Origin of the sequence: Salinarimonas chemoclinalis (assembly GCF_041514305.1) — a bacterium.
GTDB classification, from domain to species: Bacteria; Pseudomonadota; Alphaproteobacteria; order Rhizobiales; family Beijerinckiaceae; genus Salinarimonas; species Salinarimonas chemoclinalis.
This window is the reverse complement of record NZ_JBGMWH010000020.1, coordinates 48642-67357: the sequence shown is the minus strand read 5'-3', so window position 1 is coordinate 67357 and position 18716 is coordinate 48642. Positions and strand designations below refer to the sequence as shown.

Sequence of the window (18716 nt, the reverse complement as noted above, 5' to 3'; positions counted from 1 at the left end):
GCCTCCAGCGCGGCGGCGTTGCGCGCGGCGCTCTGCACGCGGTCGAGATCGCGCCGGCGCTCCTCGGCGACGTCGCGCGCCTGCTCGGCCTCGGCCTCCAGGTCCACCAGCCGGTTGCGCTCGGCGAGCCGCCGCGCGGCGGCCGACGGCGCCTCGGCGAGCGCCCGGTAGCCGTCCCAGCGCCACAGGTCGCCCTCGCGCGAGACGAGCCGCTGCCCGGGCGCCAGGCCCTTGGCGAGCCGCGCGCCGTCGAGGCGGCCGACCACGCCGATCTGCGCGAGCCGCCGCGCCAGCGCCGCGGGCGCCGCCACGACGTTCGCCAGCGGGATCGCGCCCGACGGGAGCGCAGGGTCGCCGTCGGCCGGCACCGCCAGCCAGTGCGCCGGCGCGGCGGGATCGCTCGACGCGTCGAGATCCTCGCCGAGCGCCGCGGCGAGCGCGGTCTCGAAGCCCTTCTCGACGCGGACCTGGTCGAGCATGGCGGGAAAGCGGGCGCCGGCGGCCGGCGCGAAGAGCTTGCGCAGCGTCGCCGCCTCGGTGTCGAGCTTCTGCGCCGCGCGCTCGGCCTCGGCGAGCGGGCCGCGGGTGCGGCTCTCCGCCTCGCGGGCGCGGGCGAGGAGCGCGCGGGCTTCCGTCGCACGGGTGTCGGCCTCCGCGAGCGCCGCGGCGGCTGCGTCGCGTGCCGCCAGCAGCGCGTCGAGGTCGGCGGGGAGCGCCTCGGCCAGCGCAGCGCGCTCGCGGGCGAGCCGCTCCGCCTCCGCGGAGAAGCGGGCGATGCGCGTCTCCTCCTCCGCCGCCGTGCGCTCCAGGGCGCCGCGCCGGGCGTTGAGTTCGGAGGCCCGTGTCAGCAGAGCCGCCATCGCGGATTCGGCCTCGGCGAGGGCGGCCTCCGAGGTCGCGAGCGCTGCGCGCGCGGCTTCCTCCTCTGCGGCGGCGCGGCCGGTGTCTGCGAGCGCCGCGTGCTCGGCCTCGAGCCGCGCGATGCTCTGCGCCGCGTCGGCGCCCAGCGCCTCCTGCCGCTCCCGGTCGCGGGCGAGTTCGACGGCGCGGCGCTCGAGCGCGGCGAGCCGGTCCCGTGTGCGGGTCTCCTCGCCGTCGAGCTCGGCGCGGGCCAGCACGAGGCGCTGGAGTGCGGCGGCCGCCGCGGCCTCCGCCTCGCGCAGCCCCGGCAGGGCGTGGGCCGCGAGCGCCTGGTCGCGCGCGGTGCGGGCCTGGACCTCCGCGCGCTCCGCCACCCGCGCCGCGCAGGCCCGCGCCTCGGACGCGGCGTCGGCGGCCTCCGTGCGCGCGGCGGCGTGGGCGATCAGCTGGACGAGCGCTTCGAGCCGGCGGATCTCGGCGGCGACGGCGCGGTAGCGCGCCGCCTGCCGGCTCTGCCGGCGCAGGCCCTCGATCTGCCCGTCGAGGCCCGAGAGCACGTCCTCGACGCGCGTCAGGTTCTGCTCCGCGGCCTCGAGCCTCAACTCCGCCTCGTGGCGGCGCGCGTGCAGGCCGGCGATGCCGGCGGCGTCCTCCAGGATGCGCCGGCGCGCCTGGGGCTTCGCGGCGATGATCTCCGAGATCTGCCCCTGGCGCACGAGCGCCGCCGAGCGCGCGCCCGTCGCGGCGTCGGCGAAGAGCAGCTGGACGTCGCGCGCGCGCACCTCGCGCCCGTTGATGCGATAGGTCGAGCCCGCCTCGCGGGCGATCCGGCGCGAGATCTCGAGAACGTCCGCGTCGTTGAAGGCGGCGGGCGCGGTGCGCGCGGCGTTGTCGACGCTCACCGTCACCTCGGCGGCGTTGCGCGCCGGGCGCCCGCCCGAGCCGTTGAAGATCACGTCCTCCATGCCGGAGGCGCGCATGGCCTTGTAGGAGCTCTCGCCCATGACCCAGCGCAGGGCCTCGACGAGGTTCGACTTGCCGCAGCCGTTGGGCCCGACGATGCCGGTGAGCCCCGGCTCGATCGGGACGTCGGTGGGCTCCATGAAGGTCTTGAAGCCGGTTATGCGCAGCCGCGTCAGCTGCATGCACGACAACCTGGAGGCGGCGGGCCGGCAGAGTGCGCCCGCTCGCCGACGGGAGAGTGGCAGGGCTCGGGCAGGGCGGCGCGCATGTCTCCTTCCCTGTAGGGGAAGGTGGCGCGCAGCCGAAGGCTGCGTGACGGATGGGGCGCGCGGGACGCGCGTTCGGCGAAGCCGAAGCGGACGCGCGAGGTCGGACACCGAGGCTTCCGCTTCGCGGAACGCGTCGCTGTGCGCCGCGCCCCATCCGTCTCGGCGCTGCGCGCCGATCCGCCTTCCCCTACAGGGAAGGACGAGGGGCGGCGCGGGACGACGGGCGAGCCGGCTCTCCCATCCGGGAGAGGGGAGACGGCGTCACCCCTCCAGCATCGGCCCGACGATGGCCTCGAACTCATCGATCGTCAGCGCTCCGCGGCGCATCTCGCCGTTGAAGAAGAAGGTCGGCGTGGAATTGACGCCGAGCTGCTCGCCCCGCGTCTTCACGTCGATGATAGCATCGTAGACCGCGCGGTCGTTCAAGCAGGCCTCGAACTTCTCCTGTGAAAAACCGGCCTGTCGCATCAGCCGCTCCAGGGCGTCGCGCGGGCGCTCCGAGAAGGCCCACTCGCGCTGGAGCTCGAACAGCATGTCGACGATGCCCCAGTACTTCGCCGGCTCGCAGCGTGCCAGCATGAAGCCGGCGAGCGCGAGCGTGTCGAGGGGGAACTCGCGCATCACGAGGCGGACCTGCCCGGTCTCGACGAAGCGCTCCTTCACCAGCGGCCAGGTCTGATTGTGGAAGGTGGCGCAATGGCCGCAGGTCAGCGAGGCGTACTCGTAGACCGTCACCGGCGCGTTCTCGTCGCCCAGCGCCATCTCGCCGAGCGGCCCGGCGGTCTCGAGCAGCTCCGTGTCGACCGACTGCGCGAAGGCCGCGCGCGGCGAGAGCGCGCCGAGGGCGCTCGCACCGGCGAGCAGGGTGAGGGCATGGCGGCGCGTGATCATCATCGTCTCTCCGTCGACATCGGCGTGTAGCAGGTCTCGGACAATGGCCTCCGGGGGCCTCGGCCGGAACGAGAATTAGGCCGAGAAGTAAGACGACACGGGGGCCGACCACAAGCGCGGCGCGATCCGGCGCCGCACACGGGCGAATCACGACTTCGTGTGACGCCCCGCGGCGGCGGGGCGCCCGCTCCCCGACACGACCGCCCGCCCGAGCCGCGCCAGCGCGGCGCGCAGGGCCTCGTCCGCCACCGGTTCCGTCGCTCCCGCGATCGCCCGCTCCTCCGCGGCGGCCAGCGGGCGCGGAGGCGGGCGCCGGGGCGGCGGCCGCCGCACGGGCCCCTGCTCGAGCACGATCCGGCCGACGCAGGACCAGCCGTAGAGCGCGTTGATCCGCTCGATCAGGAGGGGAGCCAGGTGCTGGGCGTCGAGGGCGAAGGCGCTCTCCACCCGCACCACGAGCTTCGCCGGCGGCGGCGGCACGTCGGGCTCGGGGCGCGCGCGCCTGGGCCACTCCATCCGCACGGGCTGCGACCGGCTCGCCAGCGGCTCGCCGGCGATGTCGGGCCAGGCGGCGAGGATGTCCGCCGAGGCGAAGCCCCGGCGCGCCAGCGCCTCGCTCATCGCGCCCTCGACGAGCTCGGCGAGCGGCCTGATGCCGGGTCGCCTGCCCGGCGGCGTGCCGTCCTGTCGCGCCATCGCGTCCGTCGCGCTCCGATGGAAGCCGATCACGGGATCGGCTATGTGAGGCGGCCATGGTAGCCCCGACCACAGCCCCCCAGGAAGCCGATTCGCACGCCGCGGACGCGGCGCGGGCGCGCGGCCCCGATCATGCGGACGCGCCCGAGCGCGCGCCGAAGGCGCACGACCTCCTCGCGTGGTACGACCGCCACCGCCGCGCCCTGCCCTGGCGGGCGAGGCCCGGCGAGGCGGCGGACCCCTATCGGGTCTGGCTCTCCGAAATCATGCTCCAGCAGACCACCGTGATGGCGGTGAAGCCCTATTTCGAGCGCTTCCTCGCGCGATTTCCCACCGTCGAGGCGCTCGCCGCCGCGCCGTCCGAGGAGGTGATGAACGCCTGGGCCGGCCTCGGCTACTATTCCCGCGCGCGCAACCTGCACGCCTGCGCGAAATCCGTCGTCGCCGCGCACGGCGGGCGCTTCCCCGATTCCGAGGAGGCGCTGCGCGGGCTGCCGGGGATCGGCGCCTACACCGCCGGCGCCATCGCCGCGATCGCGTTCGACCGGGTCGCGGCGGCGGTGGACGGCAACGTCGAGCGGGTGATGACGCGCCTCTTCGCGATCGCCGAGCCGATGCCCAGGGCCAAGGCCGCCGTGCGCGAAGCCACGCTCGCGCTCGTGCCGCCGGATCGCCCGGGCGACTTCGCTCAAGGATTGATGGATCTCGGCGCGACGATCTGCACGCCCAAGCGCCCCGCCTGCGCGCTCTGCCCGTGGATGGCGCCCTGCGCCGCGCGCCTCGCCGGCGAGGCCGAGCTCTATCCCGTGAAGGCGCCCAGGAAGGCGCGCGAGACCCGCCGCGGCGCGGCGTTCGTCGTCGAGCGCGCCGACGGCGCGATCCTGCTGCGCACCCGGGCGCCAGAGGGCCTGCTCGGCGCCATGGCCGAGCCCCCGGGCAGCGACTGGACGACGGACTGGGCCGCCTCGCGCGCGATCCTCGACGCGCCGCTCGAGGCCCGCTGGAAGCGGCTCGACGGCGTCGTGCGCCACGTCTTCACGCATTTCGCCCTGGAGGTGAGCGTGCTCCACGCCCGCGTCGCCGCGGGGACGCCCGCTCCAGCGGGCATGCGTTTCACCCCGCGCAGGGCGCTCGGCGCGGAGCCGCTGCCGAGCGTGATGAAGAAGATCCTGGCCCACGCGCTCGGGCCGGGCGTTCTCGCGGCCGAGAACCCGAAACCGGCCGCGCCGGCGAAACGTGCCGGGCCGAGGAAGAAGGGCGCGGCCTGAGCCGCGCCGCGTCAGCGACCCGTCGACATCGGGTCGGACTGCCCCCAGTACGGCGTCGCATTGTAGTAGCGGTGGACGTGCTCCTCCCACTCGCGGGAGAACGAGGCGTCGTGCTGCTCCGCCGTGCGCCGCGGCGCCTCGCGAATCTGCTCGTCGGTGAGGTTCAGCTCGTAGCCGCCGAGTTCGGTGTCGTAGTGCAGCACGCCCCAGGGCATGGTGAACTGGTGCTTCTCCAGCCCGAACAGCCCACCGCCGACGCTCATGACGACGTAGGCGACCTTGCCGGAGCGCTTGTCGATCATCACCCGCTCGATGTGGCCGATCTCGTCGCCGTTCGAGCGCTTGACCGGCGTGCCCTCGACGCGGTCGCTGGCGATGAGATGATGGTCGGGCTCGCGCCCGGCGCCGTTGGCCATGAGTACCTCCTCGCGCCGCCCGCGGCGGCGCCTCGCGTGTGGAACCTGTGGCGCGTCAACGCGAGCCGGACGAGCACCGTTCCGGTATGGCGAGCCGAAGGGGGCTCGCGGAAGAAAGCGGCTCGGAGCAATCTTGACGCGCCGATGCGTTCTGGTTACGTTCACATTCATCCGGGGAAGCCCGAGGGCGGGGAGAGGGCGACGTGACGCGGGTCTACAGCATTCCCCTCGGGGCGCCCTTCCTGGAGACGCTCGCCGACGCGCTGGTCGAGGGCAGGCTCGTTCCCGGCTTTCCCGAGGCCGCGGGGCCGGACGCGTTGGCGCGGGCGACGATCTACCTGCCGACGCGGCGGGCCGCGCGCGCGCTCGGCGCGCTGATCGCCGAGAAGGCGGGCGCGCGCTTCGGCGCCCCGGCGCTGATCCTGCCCCGGATCGTGCCGCTGGGCGCCGCCGACGACGCCGAGCTCGCGCTCGCCGCTGGAGGGATGGAGCATTCGGCGGACGCGCAGGCGCTCGCCCCGCCGATCGCGTCGCTCGAGCGGCGGCTGCTGCTGGCGCGGCTGATCCAGCACTGGTCGCAGCGGCTCGACCCGCGCCTCGCCCGGCTCGACGGGGACACGCCCTTCCTCGTGCCCTCCTCGCCGGCGGACGCGGTCTCGCTCGCGGGCGAACTCGAGGCGCTGATGGACGACGTCGCCTGGGAGGGCGTCGCCTTCGAGGCGCTGGGCGCGGCCGTGGACGGGGACTTCTCGCGCTACTTCGAGCTCACCCTCGACTTCGTGCGCATCGCCTTCGAGGCCTGGCCGGCGATCCTGGCGGAGCGCGGGGCGAGCGATCCCGCCCGGCGCACGGCGGCGCTGATCGACGCCGAAGCCGCGCGCATCGCGGCGAGCCCTCCGCCCGGACCCGTGATCGCGGCGGGCTCGACCGGCTCGATCCCCGCGACCGCGCGGCTGCTCGCCGCGATCGCGGCGCTTCCGAAGGGCGCCGTGGTGCTGCCGGGGCTCGACCGGGATCTCGACGCCGACGCCTGGCGGGCGGTCTGCGGCGACCGCGAGCAGGGCCTCGCGCCGGCCCACGGGCATCCCCAGGCCGTGATGGCGCGGCTCGTCGCCCAGGTGCTGCGGATCGGGCGCGCGGACGTCGTGCCGCTCGGCGAGGCGGGCGCCGCCGGCCGCGCCCGCGAGGCGATGCTCGCGCAGGCCATGCGCCCCGCGGAAACGACCGAGGCCTGGGCCGCCCTCGATCCCGCCGCGCGCGCGCGCCTCGCCGCGGAGGGGACGGAGGGCCTCGCCCTGGTCGAGGCGAAGGACGAGCGCGAGGAGGCGCTGTGCGTCGCCGTCGCCCTGCGCGAGGCGCTGGAGACGCCCGGGCGCACGGCGGCGCTGATCACGCCGGACCGCGGGCTCGCCGCCCGGGTCTGCGCCGAACTCGGCCGCTGGGGCGTCGCCGTCGACGATTCGGCCGGCACCAGCCTCGCGGAGGCGCAGGCCGGCCGGCTGGCTCGCCTCGCGGCCGAGGCCGCCGCCGAGCGCTTCGCGCCGCTCGCCACGCTCGCGCTCCTGCATCACCCCGCCGTGCGGCTCGGCTTCTCGGCGGCGGAGTTCGCGCGGGCGCGCGCGGCGCTCGAGATCGGCGTGCTGCGTGGGCCGGAGCCCGGGCCGCGGCTCGGGGGGCTCGTCGCCGCGCTGCACCTGCGCCGGGCGGAGACCGCCGCGCGGCCCGGCCGCGCGCCGCGGCCGCGCGCCCGCCTCGACGAGAGCGACTGGGGCGGCGCGCTCGCCCTGCTCGAGCGGCTCGCCGCCGCCTTCGCCGGCTTCGGGCCGGACGCATATCCCCACGAGGTGGCGCTCGCCGCGCTGGCCGCCGCCCACCGCGCCGCCTGCGACGCCCTCGTCGCCGGGCCACCGGAGGCAACGGAGGTCGCCGCCGGCGCGCGGGACGACCCCGCCCCCGTCACGGACGGCTCGGACGAAACCCTCGCCGCCTTGTTCGACGATCTCTCCCTGGTCGACGCCGACGCGGCGCTGCGCGGCGTCTTCCTCGATTATCCGGGCTTCTTCGCCAATCTCGCCCGCGACCGCCGCGCGCCGGGGCGGGCGGACCGGGCGCATCCGCGGCTCAAGGTCCTCGGCCTGCTCGAGGCGCGCCTGATCCGGGCGGACCGCGTCGTCCTGGCGGGCCTCGACGAGGGCGTCTGGCCGCCGCGGGCGCGCACCGACGCCTTCCTCAACCGGCCGATGCGCGAGGAGATCGGCCTCGCCCCGCCGGAGCGCCGGCTCGGGCAGACCGCCCACGACTTCGTCCAGGCGCTCGGCGCGCGGGACGTGGTGATCACCCGCGCCGCCAAGCGCGACGGCGCCCCGACCGTGCCCTCGCGCTTCCTCCAGCGCATCAAGGCCTTCGTGGGCGAGGGCGCATGGGAGGCGATGCGCGGGCGCGGGCGGCGGCTCGCGGATCTCGCCGCGCGGCTCGATGCCGCCGCGCCCGCCGCGCCGCTGCGGCGCCCCGCCCCGCGACCGGACCCGGCACTGTTCCCGCGCCGGCTGTCCGTGACGGAGGTCGAGACGCTGGTGCGCGACCCCTACGCGATCTTCGCGCGCCGCGTGCTCGGCCTCGACGCGCTCGACGCGATCGCCGTCGCACCCGGCGCGGCCGAGCGCGGCAGCCTGATCCACGAGACCTTCGCGCGCTTCGTCGAGGCCCATCCCGATGCGCTGCCCGCGCGCGACGTCGCCGCGCAGCGCCTGCGCCAGATCGGGCTCGACCTGTTCGCGCCCATCGGCGACGCCTATCCGGAGGTCCAGGCGGAGTGGTGGCCGCGCTTCGAGCGGGTGATCGACGGCTATCTCGACTGGGAGGTCGCGCGGCGCGCGCTGCTCGCCGGCATCGCCGTCGAGCGGAAGGGCGAGCTGTCGCTCGCCGTGGGCGCCGAGCGCTTCACGCTCTCCGCCCGTGCCGACCGGATCGAGACCCGCGCCGACGGCGGGGCGACGCTCGTCGACTACAAGACCGGCACGCCGCCCACGCCGAAGATGGTCTACGCCGGCTTCTCGCCGCAGCTCACGCTCGAGGCGGCGATGCTGCGCGCGGGCGCCTTCGAGGGCGCCCCCGCGCCGCGGGGCGAGACGGAGCTCGTCTACGTCCACGCGTCGGGCGGCAAGGACCCGTTCAAGCCCTGCCCGATCACCCCGCCCAAGGACGAGGAGCGCTCGGTCGAAGACCTCGTCGGCGAACACCTCGCCCGGCTGAAGGGCCTCGTCGCGCGCTTCGTCTCCGGCGAGTACGGCTACGTCTCGCGGCCCTATGCCCAATACGCCCTGCGCTTCTCCGCGTACGACCATCTCGCGCGGGTGAAGGAATGGTCGGCCGCCGGCGCCGCCGACGCGGAGGACGACACGTGAGCCGCCACGAGACTCCCATGCGCATCCCCCCGCAGGTCGTCGAGCGCCAGCGCCGGGCCGCCGACCCCTCCCTGTCGGCCTGGGTCTCGGCCAATGCCGGGGCCGGAAAGACCAAGGTGCTCACCGACCGGGTGATGCGCCTGATGCTCGCCGGCACGCCGCCGGGGCGCATCCTGTGCCTCACCTTCACCAAGGCGGCGGCGGCGAACATGTCGATCCGCATCTTCGACACGCTCTCCGCCTGGGTCGCCCTCGACGACGCGGCGCTCGCCGCCCGGCTCGAGGCGCTCGACGGGGCGCGGCCGTCGGCCGCGCGGCTCGTCGCGGCGCGCCGGCTGTTCGCGCGCGCGGTGGAGACCCCGGGCGGGCTCAAGATCGAGACGATCCACGCCTTCTGCGAGCGCCTGCTGCACATCGCGCCGTTCGAGGCGAACGTGCCGGCGAGCTTCGTCGTCCTCGACGACGCGCAGGCCGACGCGCTGATGCGCGCCGCCAAGGCGGGCATCCTCGCCGCCGTGCACCGCGGCGAGGGCGGGCTCTCGGAGGCGTTCGCGGCGATCGACGCCCACGCCTCCGGCGACCGGCTGGACGCGCTGCTGCGGGAAGCGCTCGCCCGCGAGGACGTGCTCGCCGACGCGCCCGCCCGCGAGGCGGCGCTGGCGCGCATCGCCGACGTGCTCGGCCTCGAGCCCGGCGAGGACGAGGCGGCGATCGAGGCCGCCATGCTCGCGGGCGCGATCCCCCAGTCAGAGCGCGCCGCGCTGGCGCGGGCCTTCCGTGCCACCGGCAGCGCCAACGACGCCAAGCAGGCCGCCTGCCTCGATCGCATGGCGGAGGCGCCCGACGACGCCGCGCGGCTGGAGGCCTATCTCGGCCTGTTCCTGCGCAAGGACGGCGGGCCGAAGGCCGATTCGACGCTCGCGACCAAGGCGATGGGCACGGCCGCGAAGGAACGGCTCGCGGCCGAGCGGGACCGGCTCGTGGGCCTGTGCGAGCGCCGCCGCGCCGCCGCCGCCCTCGCCCGCACCCGGGCACTCTACCGTCTCGCCGGCGCGATCCTGGAGCGGGTCGAGGCGGAGAAGCGCCGGCTCGGGGCGCTCGACTTCGACGACCTCGTGCGCCGCACGCTGGCGCTGCTGCGCCGGGGCGAGGCGGCGTGGCTGCTCTACAAGCTCGATCGCGGCATCGACCACGTGCTCGTCGACGAGGCGCAGGACACCAATCCCGAGCAATGGGAGATCCTGCGCCGGATCACCGCCGAGTTCCACGCCGGCGAGGGCGCCGCCGCCGCGCGGACCGGCGCGGGTCCGGACGGCGGGCGCCCGCGCACGATCTTCGCCGTGGGAGATCCCAAGCAGTCGATCTACTCCTTCCAGGGCGCCGATCCCCGCCGCTTCGAGGAGAGCCGTCGCCACTGGCGCGGCCTGGCGCGGGCCGGCGGCTACCCGTTCGAGGAGGTGCCGCTCACGGTCTCCTTCCGCTCGGCGCCGACCGTGCTCTCCGCCGTCGACCGGGTCTTCGCCCCGCCGGACCATCATCGCGGCCTCGACCCCTCGGACGAGGCGCGCGGCACCGTGCACGAGAGCGTGCGGCCGGACGCGCCCGGTCTGGTCGAGCTGTGGCCGGTCGAGCGGCCGAACCCGCGCGCGGAGCCCGACGCCTGGACGCATCCCGTCGACACACCCGACGAGACCGCCCCCGCGATCGTCGCCGCGCGCCGCGTCGCCCGCGCCATCCGCACCTGGACGACGAGCGGCGACCATTGCGGGCGCGTGCGCCGCGCCGGCGACGTGCTCGTGCTGGTGCGCAAGCGCAACGCCGCCTTCCACGCCGTGATCAAGGCGCTCAAGGACGCCGGGCTGCCGGTGGCCGGCGCCGACCGGCTCTCGCTGACGCGCCACATCGCCGTCGAAGACCTGATCGCGGCGGGCCGGGCGGCGCTCCTGCCGGACGACGACCTGACGCTGGCGGCAGCGCTGAAGTCCCCGCTCGTCGCCCTGGACGACGACGACCTCGTGCGCCTCGCGACCCGGCGACCGCTCGAGACGAGCCTCGCCGACGCGATCGCCGCCCGCGCGGGGGAGGGCGACGCGGCGGCGGCGCGTGCCCGCGAGGCCCTCGACGCCTGGCGCGCGCTCGCGGCGGCGCACGGCCCGTTCGGCTTCTACGCCGCCCTGCTCGGCCCCCGCGGCGGCCGGCGCGCGCTCGTGGCGCGGCTCGGCTCGGAGGCGGGGGATGCGATCGACGCCTTCCTGTCCCTCGCCCGCGAGGCGGAGGCGCCCGAGGCGCCCTCGCTGGCCCGCTTCCTCGCCGGGTTCGAGGGTGCCGAGCGCGAGATCAAGCGCGACCTCGAGAGCGGCGCCGACGAGGTCCGCGTCATGACGGTGCACGGCGCCAAGGGCCTCGAGGCGCCCGCCGTCGTCGTGCTCGACGACGCGGGCGCGCAGGCCGGGCGGCTCTCGCCGCTCGTCGCGCTCGTCGTCGGCCGCGACGAGACGCTGCCGGTCTGGTCGCCGGGCAAGGAGCACGACTGCGACGCGCTCGGCGAGGCGCGCGAGGCCGCGCGGCTGCGCGCGGCGGAGGAGGCGAACCGGCTTCTCTACGTGGCGCTGACCCGCGCCGAGAGCCACCTCGTCGTCGCCCCCTACATCAACCGCGCCGACCGGGATGCACCGGAGACCGCCTGGTCGACGATGGCGAACGTCGCGCTCGCCGGCACGCCGGGGCCCGTGGAGGCCGATCTGCCCTACGTCTCCGGCGCGCTCGTGTGGCGCGAGAACCACGTCGCGGCCGCCGGGGCCGCCGGGGCCGCCGGGGCCTCGTCGGCGCCCGAGGCCGATCCGCCGCCGAGTCCCGCTCAGGCCGAGCCGCCACCCGCCTGGCTCTTCGTCCCCGCGGCGGAGGAGCGCGAGGCGGCGCCGCCGCTGCGGCCGTCGAACGCGCTCTCGGCCGCGGACCGGCGCCCGCGCGCGGCGGATGCGCCCTTCGTCGTCGCCGCACGCCTGCGCGGCACCCTGATCCACGCGCTGATCGAGCGCCTGCCGGCGCTGCCGCAGCCGCGGCGGGACGCGGCGGCGCACGCCTTCGTCGCGGCCCGCGCCGCCGGCCTCGGGCCCGAGGTCCGCGCGCGCCTCGTCGCCGACGCCTGCGCCGTCGTCGCGGATCCCGCGCTCGCGACGCTCTTCGCGCCGGATGCGCTGGCCGAGGCGCCGATCGCCGGGCGGGTCCTGCTCCCCAACGGAGAGGAAATCGCGGTCGCGGGGCAGCTCGACCGGCTCGCGGTCGGCGCCGACACGGTCGTCTTCGCCGACTTCAAGACGACGGCGCACCCGCCGGCGGCGGACGCGGCGATCCCGCGCGGGACGCTCGTTCAAATGGGGCTCTACGCGGCGCTGCTCGCGCGCGCCTTTCCGGACAGGCGCATCGAGGCGCGGCTCGTCTGGACGGCGGGACCTCTCGTGCGCAGGCTCGCGCCCGAGGAGCTCGCGGCGGGGCTCGACGCGGCCGCGGCGCAGCGGCCGCGGCAGCCGCCCGTGCGGGACCCGTAGAACGGACCCCGCGCATCACGCCCCCCGGAACGTGCCGCTCTCAGCGCGAGTTCTGCTCGCGCACGAAGTCGGTCGCCGATTGCGGCTCCGGCCGCGGGCCGGAGAAGGTCTGCACGCGCTCGGGGAACGGGGCGTTCGGGTCGGGCGCGAGGTAGGCCTGCGGCGGGTCCGTGAGGAAGCGGCGCTGCAGGCGCGTCTCCGGCGCGGCGGCACGGCGCTGCTCGTCGAGCTCGCGCAGCGTCTGCGGCGGGATCCAGGCCGGGTTGGCGTTGGCGCCGCCGAGCCCGCGCTCCGCCGGCGCCCATTCCGGCCGCGCCGGCCCGCCGAGCCCGGCACCGGGCACGCGCCCGGCACGCAACTCGTCGGGGGTCATCGTCCGGCCGATCCCCTCGAACGCGCCGGCGCGCTCCGGGGCGGGCGTGTTCGCCTCGATGGCGCGGGCGCGGGCGGCGGCGACGTCGGGATCGGTCGGCCATTGCGGGTTCGCCGCAGCGGCGGTGCCCGTGGCCGGCGGCGGCAGCGCCCCGAGATTCGGGGGGACGACGAGCGGCGCGCGCTCACGATACAGGATCTCGGGCCGCTCGGGGTCGGCGAGGCCGATCGCGCCGAACACCTGGCGGAAGAAGCCACCCTCCTGCGCCTGTGCGGCGGGTGCCGCGAGGAGCGTCAGGGCCGCGCCCGCGAAGGCGGCGCGCAGGACTGCGGAACGCGTCATCTCGTATCGACCTCTCGGCTCGCTGTCGTCGATCCGTCGGCGCCCGGCACCGACGTCACGCCTCCCTCACCCGCCATCGCGGCTTTCGTGTGGCGGCGTCCCCCGCCGCGCCGGCGCACGTCGCGCCCTGCGCGGCTCGAGGACGAAGGAGTCATAGAGGAGACCGACGACGCCCGCAACGATGGCCGCGTCGGCCACGTTGAACACGTACCACGAGAACGCCCCCAAGTGCAGGTGCACGAAGTCGAACACCGCGCCGTAGGCGATGCGGTCGACGACGTTGCCGAGCGCCCCGCCCACGACGAGGGCGAGGGAGGCCGCGAGCGCGCGCGCGCCGGTGCGCAGCATCCAGATCCCGAGCCCCGCCGCGGCGCCCAGCGAGCCCGCGACCAGGAGCCAGCGGCCGAGTTCGGTCTCCTGCTGGAGCAGGCCGTAGGAGATGCCGCGGTTCCACACCACGATCAGCTCCGCGAAGGGGGCGATCTCGAGCGGCGCGTGGACCCGCAGGTCGTGCACGAACAGGAAGAACAGCTTCGTCGCCTGGTCGGCGAGGAAGATCGCGAGCACGAGCGACAGGGCGAGACGGCGATGCGTCGGCGGCCTCGGGGCGGTCGGCGCGGCGGGTGCGGGCATCGGGGCGGGTCGATCTCGGTTCAGGGCGGGTTCAGGCGCGCGGGTCCACGAGGGGGGCGACGTTCCTCTCGTAGCACTCCCCGCGGCGCGGCGGAACAGCCGGGCGGGAACCCCGCGACCGCCGGACGCGTCTCAGCTGCGACGCTCCGGCCCGGCCGGCCGCACCAGACCTCAGACGACGGATCGGATGACAACCATGCCCCGCCTCCTCGCGCTTCTCGCCTCGACCGCGCTCCCCCTCGCGCTGGCGACGAGCCCGCACGCCGCCGAGCGCACGACCGCGCCGCCGGCCCTTCTCCAGGATCGGGTCCTCCTCGCCCAGGCGAGCGGACCCGCGGACGGGACGCCGCTGCTGCGCCGCCTGCCCGACGGCACGCTCGTCGAGGAGGAGGCGCCCGCCGACGACGCCCCCGCGCCGGACGGGGAAGCCGCACCGGCGGAGGCGCCGCCGGTCGCCGAGGAGCCTGCGCCGACGCAGGAGCCGGCTCCCGTCGAGGAGCCCGCGCCCGTGGAGGAGCCCGCGCCCGTGGAGGCGCCGGTGGAGGAGCCGCCGCCCGTCGAGGCGCCGGCTCCGGATGCACCCGTCGAGGAGCCGCCGCCGGCGGAGGCGCCGACCCCCGACGCGCCGACGATGGACGCACCCGCCGAGGAGCCGGCGACGCGAGACGAGGTCTCCGACGAGAGCGTCACCGGAGAACGCCCCACCGAAGAGCCCGCCGCCGAAGAACCCGCCGCCGAAGAACCCGCCGCCGAAGAACCCACCGCCGAAGAACCCACCGCCGAAGAGCCGGCGGTCGAAGAGCCCGCCGCCGAGGATCCCGCCGTCCGATCGCTCTCCGCGGACGAGCCCGTGGGGGAGCGCGCTCCGGCCGCGACGCCGGCCGGCGACGAGCCGCTGCCCGAGGCGCCCGCCACCGATGCCCCGGCGGCGCGGTCGCTGCCGGCCGAGGAGTCCGTCGCGCCCGTCGCGCCCGCGGCGCCCGCGACCGCGCCCACGACCGCGCCCACGACCGCCCCGTCCGCCCCGGCGCCCGCCGCCGCGCCACCGGCCGCCGCGACCGGCCCCGCCCCCGTCCTCCCGGCGGAGCCGACCGCCCCGAGCGCCGAGGGGCTGGGTGCGCTGTTCGGCATCCTGGAGCAGGGTGCCCGCGGCCTCTCCGACGTGCGCCGCCAGCGCGAGGAGCGCGTCATCGACGGGCGCACCGTCATCGTCGAGCCCGGGGCGCGCACCATCGTGCGGGAGGGCGACCGAATCATCATCTACAACGACGAGCGTGAGCGCCTCGACCGCTACTACGACGACGTGCGCGTGATCGAGCGCGGAGAGCGACGCATCCTGATCGCCGATCGCCCCGGCGGCTGGCAGGTGATCACCGAGACGGACCGTCGGGGCAACCTGCTGCGCCGCATCCGCCGCGCGCCCGACGGCACCGAGACCGTGCTCATCGACAATCGGCCCGACCGTTTCGCCGAGGACGTCGTCTGGCTGCGCGATGAGGAGTTGCGCGGCGAGCGCAGGCGGGCCCGCCTGCGCCCGGACCGGCAGCCGTTCCTAGAGGACGCGTGGTCGTTGGCCCTGCCGCCGCCGCGGGTCTCGATCCCGCAGGACGAGTACGTCGTCACGCTGGCGGAGGTCGACGCCGGGCTCGTCGGACCGCCGCCGCGGGTGATCGCCGCCTTCACGGCACCGCCGGTGGCGCCGCCGCCGCGGACCTACAGCCTGGACGAGGTGCGCTACAATTCCAACCTGCGCGACTACATGCGCCGGGTCGACCTCGACGTCGTCACCTTCGCCACCGGCGCGTGGCGCCTGTCGCAGGGCCAGGTGGCGGCGCTCGCGCCGGTGGCGCGGGCCATGCGCCAGGTGTTGGCCGAGGACATGAACGAGATCTTCCTCGTCGAGGGCCACACCGACGCCGTCGGGTCGCAGATAGACAACCTGTCGCTCTCCGACCGGCGCGCCGAGAGCGTCGCCTTCGTCCTCTCGGAAGCCTACGGCATCCCGCCCGAGAACCTGGTCACGCAGGGCTACGGCGAGGAATTCCTCAAGGTGCCGACCCAGAGCGCCGAGGAGCGCAACCGCCGCGTGGCGATCCGCCGGATCACCCCGCTGATCGAGCAGGCGGCGCGCTGACGCCAGGGGGGCCGTCGGAGGGCAGCAGAGGCCGCCGCCTCGGACCGAGGGCGCCGACGGTAGACCCGCCGCCCGGGGGAGCGCCGAACGACGGCGCTTCCCCGCGCACGCGAGACCTGCGATCCTATCGCGTGCACACCCACGCTCGCGAGAGGAAACGACCATGCCCCACGATCCCGGCCCGGAGTTCCGCGCCCTGCACCGCCCGGGCGACCCCTTCGTGCTCGCCAACGCCTGGGATCTCGGCTCCGCCCGGATGCTGGCGGCGCTCGGCGCGCAGGCGCTCGGCACCTCGTCGGCGGCCTACGCCTTCACGCTCGGGCGCCCGGACATGGGCCACGTCTCCCGCGACGAGATGCTCGCCCACGCGCAGGCGCTCGTCTCGGCGACGCCGCTGCCGGTCTCTGCGGACCTCGAGAACGGCTACGGCGACGCGCCGGAGGACGTGGCGCGGACCGTGCGGCTCGCCTGCGAGGCGGGGCTCGCCGGGCTGTCGATCGAGGACGTCGCGCCACCCGACGGTGCGGCCTACCCGTTCGCCCTCGCTGTGGAGCGCATCCGTGCCGGTGCGGCGGCGGCGCGGGCCTGCCCGCGCGACATCGTGCTGCTCGCCCGCGCGGACGGCGTGATGACCGGGGTCTACGATCTCGAGGAGGGAATCCGGCGCCTCCAGGCCTTCGCGGACGCGGGCGCGGACGGCGTCTACCTTCCGGCGCCAGCGTCCATGGACGACGTGGCGCGCATCTGCGCGAGCGTCGCCGTGCCGGTGAACGCGCTCGCGGCGGGCGGCTTCACGCGCCATTCCCGCGCCGACTTCGCCGCGGCGGGCGTGGCGCGGATCTCGCTCGGCTCGGCGCTGGCGCGTGCGACGCACCGGCTGATCGTGGACGCGGCCGAGGCGATGCTCGGGCCGGCGGGGGATTTCTCCCCGCTGTCGCGGAGCATCGCGGGCACGCAGGTCGACGCGCTCCTCGCGGCCGGCGCGCGCGTCAGCCCGGCTTCGTGATCGAGGGCAGGCCGCGGCGGGTGGCGCCGGCTTCCTCGCGCACCGGCTGCTTGCCCTGGACGAGGTCGCGGATCTCCTGTCCGGTCAGCGTCTCGTACTCGATCAGCGCCCGCGCCATGGTCTCGAGCTGGTCGCGCTTCTCGGTGAGGATGCGCCGCGCCTCGGAGAGGCCGTTCTCGACGAAGCGGCGCACCTCCGTGTCGATCTTGCGCGCGGTCGCCTCGGAGACGTGCTGCTGGCGCCCGACCTGCATGCCGAGGAAGACCTCGTCCTGGTTGTCGCCGTAGGAGACGGTGCCGAGCTCCTCGGAGAAGCCCCAGCGCGTCACCATCATCTTGGCGAGCCGCGTCGCCTGGTCGATGTCGGACTGCGCGCCGGACGTCACCTTGTCGCGGCCGAAGATCATCTCTTCGGCCACGCGCCCGCCCATCATGATGGCGAGGCGGGAGGTCATCTGCTCGAAGGACATCGACAGCTTGTCGTGCTCGGGCAGCTGCATGACCATGCCCAGCGCGCGCCCGCGCGGGATGATGGTCGCCTTGTGCACCGGGTCGGTCGCGGGCACGTTGAGGGCCACCACCGCGTGGCCGGCCTCGTGGTAGGCGGTGAGCTTCTTCTCGTCCTCGGTCATGACGAGGGTGCGGCGCTCCGCACCCATCATCACCTTGTCCTTGGCGTCCTCGAACTCCTGCATCGTGACGATGCGCTTGCCGCGCCGCGCGGCGAGCAGCGCCGCCTCGTTGACGAGGTTCATCAGGTCGGCGCCCGAGAAGCCCGGCGTGCCGCGCGCCACGGTCTTGATGTCGACGTCGGGGGCGAGCGGCACCTTGCGGCTGTGGACCAGCAGGATCTTCTCGCGGCCGTTGACGTCGGGCGCCGGCACCACGATCTGACGGTCGAAGCGGCCCGGGCGCAGCAGCGCCGGGTCGAGCACGTCCGGCCGGTTGGTGGCCGCGATGATGATCACGCCCTCGTTGGCCTCGAAGCCGTCCATCTCGACGAGCAGCTGGTTCAGGGTCTGCTCGCGCTCGTCGTTGCCGCCGCCGAGCCCGGCGCCGCGGTGACGGCCGACCGCGTCGATCTCGTCGATGAAGATGATGCACGGCGAGTTCTTCTTCGCCTGCTCGAACATGTCGCGCACGCGGCTCGCGCCGACGCCGACGAACATCTCGACGAAGTCCGAGCCCGAGATCGTGAAGAACGGCACGTTCGCCTCGCCGGCGACGGCGCGCGCGGTCAAGGTCTTGCCGGTGCCCGGCGAGCCGACGAGGAGCACGCCGCGGGGGATGCGGCCGCCCAGCCGCTGGAACTTCTGCGGGTCGCGCAGGAACTCGACGATCTCCTGGAGATCCTCCTTGGCCTCGTCGATGCCGGCGACGTCGTCGAACGTCACCTTGCCGTGCGCCTCCGTGAGGAGCTTGGCCTTCGACTTGCCGACCGAGGTGAGCCCCCCCGCCCCGCCGCCGCCGCGCATGCGCCGCAGCAGGAAGAAGAACAGGAAGACGAGGAGCAGGATCGGCAGGAGCGCGCCGATCAGCGAACCCGCACCCTCGCTCGGCGGCGGCTCGGCGACGATCTCGACGCCGTTCTCGCGCAGCGTGCCGACGATGTCGGCGCCCTCCGGCACGAAGGACTCGAGCTGGCGGCCCGAGAGGGTCACCGCGTACACCTCCTGCCCGCGGATGCGCACGGACGTCACCTCGCCGGTCTCCACGGCGGAGACGAATTCCGAGTAGGAGACGTCCGCGGCGTGGGACCGCGAGGGCGCGAGCGCGAACGCGGCCGCGACGAGCGCGGCGGCGACGAGGGCGACGACGATGCGTCCGCCGGGGATCTTCGATCTGTTCATGCTGCCTTCGTATCCGGGCGCGCCGCCCGGGGAAAGGCGGCATCCAAGTCGTTCCTCGTCGTC

At 75.6% G+C, this 18716-nt stretch carries 12 protein-coding genes; 5 read left to right on the top strand and 7 right to left on the bottom strand.

Features of this window, described 5'->3' with window-relative positions; all coding sequences use genetic code 11:
- From AB9M23_RS20210 to AB9M23_RS20200, 3 genes are all read right to left on the bottom strand, one after another.
- Positions 1-2006, bottom strand: a 2006-nt coding sequence (locus AB9M23_RS20210; RefSeq protein WP_372426418.1) for an AAA family ATPase, incomplete at its 3' end; no start/stop codon positions are given.
- A gap of 348 nt (positions 2007-2354) precedes the next feature.
- On the bottom strand, positions 2355-2984 hold the full coding sequence (locus AB9M23_RS20205) for a DsbA family protein (RefSeq protein ID WP_372426420.1): 630 nt from the start codon (positions 2982-2984) through the stop codon (positions 2355-2357).
- Positions 2985-3131: 147 nt separating this feature from the next.
- The gene (locus AB9M23_RS20200) at positions 3132-3680 is read right to left on the bottom strand and encodes a DUF721 domain-containing protein (protein WP_372426417.1); all 549 of its coding nucleotides are present in this window, start codon (positions 3678-3680) and stop codon (positions 3132-3134) included.
- A 56-nt stretch (positions 3681-3736) separates the two neighbouring features.
- Here AB9M23_RS20200 and mutY point away from each other — a divergent pair, with 56 nt between their 5' ends.
- Positions 3737-4948, top strand: coding sequence for an A/G-specific adenine glycosylase (gene mutY, locus AB9M23_RS20195; protein ID WP_372426416.1), 1212 nt, complete (start codon positions 3737-3739; stop codon positions 4946-4948).
- 11 nt (positions 4949-4959) lie between these two features.
- Here mutY and AB9M23_RS20190 read toward each other — a convergent pair whose 3' ends face one another.
- Entirely contained in the window at positions 4960-5364 is a 405-nt protein-coding gene (locus tag AB9M23_RS20190; RefSeq protein ID WP_372426415.1) for a PRC-barrel domain-containing protein, read from the bottom strand.
- Between the two features lie 203 nt (positions 5365-5567).
- Here AB9M23_RS20190 and addB point away from each other — a divergent pair, with 203 nt between their 5' ends.
- Positions 5568-8768, top strand: a complete 3201-nt coding sequence (gene addB, locus AB9M23_RS20185) for a double-strand break repair protein AddB (RefSeq protein ID WP_372426413.1) — start codon at positions 5568-5570, stop codon at positions 8766-8768.
- A 17-nt stretch (positions 8769-8785) separates the two neighbouring features.
- The gene (gene addA / locus AB9M23_RS20180; protein WP_372426412.1) at positions 8786-12316 is read left to right on the top strand and encodes a double-strand break repair helicase AddA; all 3531 of its coding nucleotides are present in this window, start codon (positions 8786-8788) and stop codon (positions 12314-12316) included.
- A gap of 40 nt (positions 12317-12356) precedes the next feature.
- Here the strand turns inward: addA and AB9M23_RS20175 are convergent, their stop codons facing one another.
- Together AB9M23_RS20175 and lspA are read right to left on the bottom strand one after the other, a co-directional pair.
- Positions 12357-13031, bottom strand: a complete 675-nt coding sequence (locus AB9M23_RS20175; RefSeq protein ID WP_372426411.1) for a hypothetical protein — start codon at positions 13029-13031, stop codon at positions 12357-12359.
- Positions 13032-13097: 66 nt separating this feature from the next.
- The gene (lspA, locus tag AB9M23_RS20170) at positions 13098-13664 is read right to left on the bottom strand and encodes a signal peptidase II (protein ID WP_372426410.1); all 567 of its coding nucleotides are present in this window, start codon (positions 13662-13664) and stop codon (positions 13098-13100) included.
- 196 nt (positions 13665-13860) lie between these two features.
- On the opposite strand from lspA, the gene AB9M23_RS20165 reads away from it, so the two are divergent.
- On the top strand, positions 13861-15798 hold the full coding sequence (locus tag AB9M23_RS20165) for an OmpA family protein (protein ID WP_372426409.1): 1938 nt from the start codon (positions 13861-13863) through the stop codon (positions 15796-15798).
- A 163-nt stretch (positions 15799-15961) separates the two neighbouring features.
- A complete protein-coding gene (locus AB9M23_RS20160; RefSeq protein WP_372426407.1) occupies positions 15962-16804 on the top strand; it encodes an isocitrate lyase/PEP mutase family protein in 843 nt (280 codons plus the stop codon).
- Here AB9M23_RS20160 and ftsH read toward each other — a convergent pair.
- Positions 16788-18653, bottom strand: a complete 1866-nt coding sequence (ftsH, locus tag AB9M23_RS20155; RefSeq protein ID WP_372426406.1) for an ATP-dependent zinc metalloprotease FtsH — start codon at positions 18651-18653, stop codon at positions 16788-16790. The two genes, AB9M23_RS20160 and ftsH, sit on opposite strands and share 17 nt — an antisense overlap.
- Positions 18654-18716: the final 63 nt, after the last annotated feature.

Bases quoted from the DNA above. Each gene is read 5' to 3' on its own strand.
- AB9M23_RS20205 (WP_372426420.1), bottom strand. From the start codon at position 2,984: ATGATCACGCGCCGCCATGCCCTCACCCTGCTCGCCGGTGCGAGCGCC.
- AB9M23_RS20200 (WP_372426417.1), bottom strand. From the start codon at position 3,680: ATGGCGCGACAGGACGGCACGCCGCCGGGCAGGCGACCCGGCATCAGG.
- mutY (WP_372426416.1), top strand. From the start codon at position 3,737: ATGGTAGCCCCGACCACAGCCCCCCAGGAAGCCGATTCGCACGCCGCG.
- AB9M23_RS20190 (WP_372426415.1), bottom strand. From the start codon at position 5,364: ATGGCCAACGGCGCCGGGCGCGAGCCCGACCATCATCTCATCGCCAGC.
- addA (WP_372426412.1), top strand. From the start codon at position 8,786: ATGCGCATCCCCCCGCAGGTCGTCGAGCGCCAGCGCCGGGCCGCCGAC.
- AB9M23_RS20175 (WP_372426411.1), bottom strand. From the start codon at position 13,031: ATGACGCGTTCCGCAGTCCTGCGCGCCGCCTTCGCGGGCGCGGCCCTG.
- lspA (WP_372426410.1), bottom strand. From the start codon at position 13,664: ATGCCCGCACCCGCCGCGCCGACCGCCCCGAGGCCGCCGACGCATCGC.
- AB9M23_RS20165 (WP_372426409.1), top strand. From the start codon at position 13,861: ATGCCCCGCCTCCTCGCGCTTCTCGCCTCGACCGCGCTCCCCCTCGCG.
- AB9M23_RS20160 (WP_372426407.1), top strand. From the start codon at position 15,962: ATGCCCCACGATCCCGGCCCGGAGTTCCGCGCCCTGCACCGCCCGGGC.
- ftsH (WP_372426406.1), bottom strand. From the start codon at position 18,653: ATGAACAGATCGAAGATCCCCGGCGGACGCATCGTCGTCGCCCTCGTC.